General features: G+C 68.5%; 3 protein-coding genes. All 3 read left to right on the forward strand.

Annotation, left to right across the window (positions count from 1 at the left end; translation table 11 throughout):
* Positions 1-1,243, forward strand: a 1,243-nt coding sequence (locus AC5RUJ_RS12515) for an alpha/beta hydrolase (protein WP_494155937.1), incomplete at its 5' end; no start/stop codon positions are given.
* A 131-nt stretch (positions 1,244-1,374) separates the two neighbouring features.
* Entirely contained in the window at positions 1,375-1,878 is a 504-nt protein-coding gene (locus tag AC5RUJ_RS12520) for a hypothetical protein (protein ID WP_494127821.1), read from the forward strand.
* A gap of 229 nt (positions 1,879-2,107) precedes the next feature.
* Positions 2,108-3,836: choline BCCT transporter BetT (gene betT, locus AC5RUJ_RS12525; RefSeq protein WP_494155938.1), on the forward strand; the 1,729-nt coding region annotated here is incomplete at its 3' end.

The raw sequence follows: 3,836 nt of genomic DNA on the forward strand, positions 1-3,836 counted from the left end.
GGAGGCGATGGCCGGCGACGCCGCGCTGACCGAGGGCGGGATCGCGGGAATCCGCGAGGCCTGGCTCACCCTGGCGCCGGCCGAACAGGAACGGCTGCTGCTGCTCTACCCGGCGGTGTTCGGGGGCCTGAACGGCATCCCCTTCGCCGGCCGGATCCGGGCCAACGCCATCACCGCCGCCGGCTACCGCGAAACCGTGGCGACCCGGCAGGCACAGCTGGGCCCACAGCCCGACCTCAGCGACTACGTCGCGGCCGCGGGCAATCAGCAAGGCCACCCGCGGATGGTCTACCAGCGGGCCTACCGGCAGTACGCCGCCGACCTCGACACCTGGCAGGCCGAACACGACCGGCTGGCAACGCTCAGGACGGGACTGGACTACGCCGTCGGCCATCACTCCCAGGTGGTCCTGGTTAGCCTGGACGGCGACGGCCGGATCGTCACCATGAACGGCACCCTGACGCCGGACACCAGGACCGTGGCCGCCCTGGTCCCGGGCACCGGCGCCGACCTGGGTCAGCTGGAGGCCTACTCGGCCCGGTTCGACGCGGTGAACGGCGAACCGCCCGCCGGCACGGTCTCCTTCTACTGGCAGGGCACCGACTTGCCGGATGAGGTCCCCGACAACATCACCACCTCGTTCAACGAGCGGGGCGGGCCCCTGCTGGCCGCCTTCGACCACGCCCTCGACCTCGAGACCCGGCCCGACGCCCGCACCACGTACATCGGCTACAGCGCCGGCGGCTCGCTGCTGGGCACCGCCGAACGCGAGGGCCTGGATTCCACCAACATCGTCTACGTCGCACCGGCCGGCACCGGGCACAACGTGGGCAGCCCCGAGGACACCGCCAACCCCGAGGCCCACCGCTACTGGCTGCAAACCCGCGACGACCCCATCAGCGCCGCCCAGATGCTCGGCGGCGGCTACCACGGCGCGTCGTTCTGGCGCGGCGGCAGCCCCACCGCCATGGACCCGGTCCGGCTCGAGACCGGCTTCCTGAGACCGGAGGACCCCGGCTCGCTGATGGACGGGCACACCGACTACTTCTGGCCGGGCTCCACCTCGGCCACCAACATCCAGGGCGTCGTCGAAGGCACCAGCGTCAGCACGTTTGTCGAGGACCGAATCCAGCAAACCTACTCCCCCTACGGCCCGCTGATCACCAGCCCGCTCAAGCAGGATCCCGAGGACTACGCATATGGCAACCTTGAAACCGTGACGGTCGAAAGTCTGGAGAAATGAACATGCGGGCTCGCTCCCCCTGGCACCGCCCGGCCCGCCCGCGCGGCGAAGAACGACGGCGGCGCCCCGGCTTCGCAGCCGCCCTCACCGCGACTTCCACCCTTTCCGCCGTCATTCTAGGAGGCTGCGCCATGCCGCAGGAGAACCAGTCACAGGAGATACAACCGACGTCCCAGGACTACGGCCGCCAGCTCGAGCAACTGCTCCCCCAGGCGATCGCCGAGGCATCCACCGCCGCCGACCTGAAGGTCAGCCTGCTGCGCGAACAAACCTGCCTGCGCCCCGAGGACGCACAACCGCAGACCCAGACCGCCTGGATCGCCCGGGCCACCGGCAAGGTAGCGGACGCGGACCAGGCCAACGCAGCCCTCGACGCCGCCGCCGGCTACCTGACCGCACATGGCTGGGAGCAAAAGACCGAGGCCACCGCCGAAACCGGCGACGTGCGCACCCTCTACTTCCGGAACGGCGACCTCGGCGCCACCGCCGCGCACCACGTTGCCGGCGGCGTGGGCGCCGTCGTCCTCTCCTTCACCAGCCCCTGCCTTGACCACCCCGAAGACCACCGCATGATCCGCTCCGAGCAGGATCCGGAGTTCGGGACGAACAGCCAGTATTACGACGACGGCGCCTGACGCATTCCCTTCTGGTGGCGCCCCACTGACCTCCCGTAAACAGAACACGCGGGGCAATCGACGTGAACCTCGCCACTTCATGAGGTGATACTCCTCACTTAGTTCATGTGCTATACGCGCGCATGCGGGTAAATTCCTGCTCTTGCTAGCGTCGAGAGTTGCCCTCACCCGGCCAAGACAACAGCGAGACCGCGACCAGCACTCCTACGATGCGAGGTACGAGACCGATATGAGTACGCCGCCCGAATCTGACGAGCCTAAGCTCAACGGCGAAGACAGTAACCGCCCCGTCCCCGGCACCGCCCCACCGGAGCCGCCCACCGGCAGCGCCGCCGTCGAGCCGCGGACGCGGGTCAACTGGACCGTCTTCATCGGCTCCGCGGCGGGCGTCCTCGGCATCGCGCTGTGGGCCATCCTGGACCGCGAATCGGCCGACGCAGTGATCGGCACCGCCGTCGCGTGGGTGGGCGAGACCTTCGGCTGGTGGTACTCGCTGATCGTCGTCGCCGTCCTGGCCTTCGTCCTCTTCGTGGCGCTCTCCCGCGTGGGCAAGACCCGGTTGGGGCCCGACCATTCGCGCCCCACCTTCAACCTCTTCACCTGGACGGCGATGCTCTTCGCCGCGGGCATCGGTATCGACCTGATGTTCTTCTCGGTCGCGGAGCCGGTCACTCAGTATCTGGCACCGCCGACGGGCGACGGCTCCACGGTCGAGGCCGCCCGGCAGGCCGTGGTCTGGACCCTGTTCCACTACGGCATCCTCGGCTGGGGCCTCTACGCCCTGATGGGGCTGGCCCTGGGCTACTTTGCCTTCCGGCACAACCTGCCGCTCAGCATCCGCTCGGCGCTCTACCCGATCCTCGGCAAGCGGATCCACGGGCCGGTGGGCCACGCCGTCGATATTGCGGCCATGCTCGGCACCATCTTCGGCATTGCGACCAGCCTGGGCATCGGCGTCGCCCAGCTCAACTACGGCCTGAGCTTCCAGTTCGGCATCCCGGAGAACACGGTGGTGCAGATCGCCCTGATCGCCGTGGCGGTGCTGATGGCGACCATCTCGGTGCTCACCGGGATCGAAAAGGGCATCCGCCGGCTGTCCGAGCTCAACGTCGTCCTGGCGATCGCCCTGATGGTCTTCATCCTGATTACCGGCTCCACCCGGTTCCTGCTGGACGGGATCGTGACCAACATCGGCGACACGCTCTCCCGCTTCCCGTCGATGGCGCTGGACACCTTCGCCTACGACCGGCCCGACGAGTGGCTGAACGGCTGGACGCTGTTCTTCTGGGCCTGGTGGATCGCCTGGGCTCCCTTCGTGGGCCTGTTCCTGGCGCGCATCTCGCGCGGACGCACGCTGCGCGAGTTCGTCGTCGGGGTGCTGGTGGTGCCGTTTGCCTTCATCCTGCTGTGGATCTCCATCTTCGGCAACAGCGCCCTCGAGATCGTGATGGGCGGCAATGCAGCGTTCGGCGAGGTGGCCATGAGCCAGCCGGAGCGGGCCTTCTACGGTCTGCTCGAGCAGTACCCGATGGCCCCGCTCAGCGCCGCGATCGCCACCTTCACCGGGCTGCTGTTCTACGTCACCAGCGCCGATTCGGGTGCCCTGGTGATGAGCAACTTCACCTCCTACCTCAAGGACGCCGATTCAGACGGCCCCAAGTGGCTGCGCGTTTTCTGGTCAGTCGCCACCGGCCTGCTGACCCTGGCCATGCTGCTGGTGGGCGGGGTGCCCACGCTGCAAAGCGCCACCGTCATCATGGGCCTGCCGTTCTCGGTGGTGCTGGTCTTCATCATGCTCGGCCTCTACAAGGCGCTGCGGCTGGAAACGGCCCTCGCGGACAGCTACCAGGCCGGCCTCCACTCCGTGCTGAACTCCCGCACTAACGTGCCGCACGGGGCGGACGGACGCCGCGGCTGGCGCCAGCGCCTGGCCCGGGCCATGAACTACCCGGGCCGTC

The sequence above is a fragment of the Arthrobacter sp. Y3223164 genome (assembly GCF_059091005.1).